Raw genomic sequence first — 760 nt, 5'->3', positions numbered from 1 at the left:
ACGGTGTATTACAAGCCGATCAAGGCGGCGCCGAAGGTCGATCCCAAGTATGCCGAGCCCATCAAGGCCATGATTGAAGAGTCACCATCGTTTGGCTATCGGACAGTGGCGCATCTGCTGGGGTTCAACAAGAACACGGTGCAGCGTATCTTCCAGCTCAAAGGCTGGCAGGTGAAGAAACGCGCCATCGGGTTCCGGCCCCGGATCGAGGCCTTGCCTTCGGTTGCGACGGCCCCCAACGAGCGCTGGTCCACCGATTTATGCCGGATCTGGGCGGGCCGTGATGGCTGGTCTACGTTGGCGTTGGTGATCGACTGCCATACCCGTGAACTGCTGGGCTGGCACCTGTCCCGTAGCGGCAAGGCCACGACGGCCAGCGCCGCCTTAGAGCACGCGCTAATCGCTCGGTTCGGCACACTGGGCCGCGTCCCAATGCCGTTCCTGCTTCGATCAGATAATGGGCTCGTTTTTACCAGCCGGAAATACACCGCACTGGTGCGCAGCTATGGCTTGCGCCAGGAGTTCATCACGCCGCATTGCCCGCAACAAAACGGCATGGCCGAACGCGTCATCCGGACGTTGAAAGAGCAATGTGCCCACCGGCACCGATTTGAATCGCTGCAGCACGCCAGCCGCGTCATTGGCGACTGGATCAGTTTTTACAACAATCGACGCCCACACCAGGCGCTGAAGATGAAAACCCCGGCTGAGGCATTTGCATTAGCCGCCTGATCTGTGCAGGTTCTGATGGGTCAATACA

The 760-nt window shown here is 59.5% G+C and carries 1 protein-coding gene; it reads left to right on the top strand.

Going from position 1 to position 760, the window contains the following annotated elements; genetic code table 11:
• Positions 1-732 (top strand): IS3 family transposase (locus O4H32_RS14890; RefSeq protein ID WP_269360401.1); only part of this gene is annotated, 732 nt, incomplete at its 5' end.
• Between the last annotated feature and the right edge of the window lie 28 nt (positions 733-760).

It is taken from the genome of Castellaniella denitrificans (assembly GCF_027214045.1).
GTDB classification, from domain to species: domain Bacteria; phylum Pseudomonadota; class Gammaproteobacteria; order Burkholderiales; family Burkholderiaceae_B; genus Castellaniella; species Castellaniella denitrificans_A.
The sequence above is the reverse complement of the archived record's forward strand: the minus strand, read 5'-3'. Positions and strand labels throughout refer to the sequence as shown.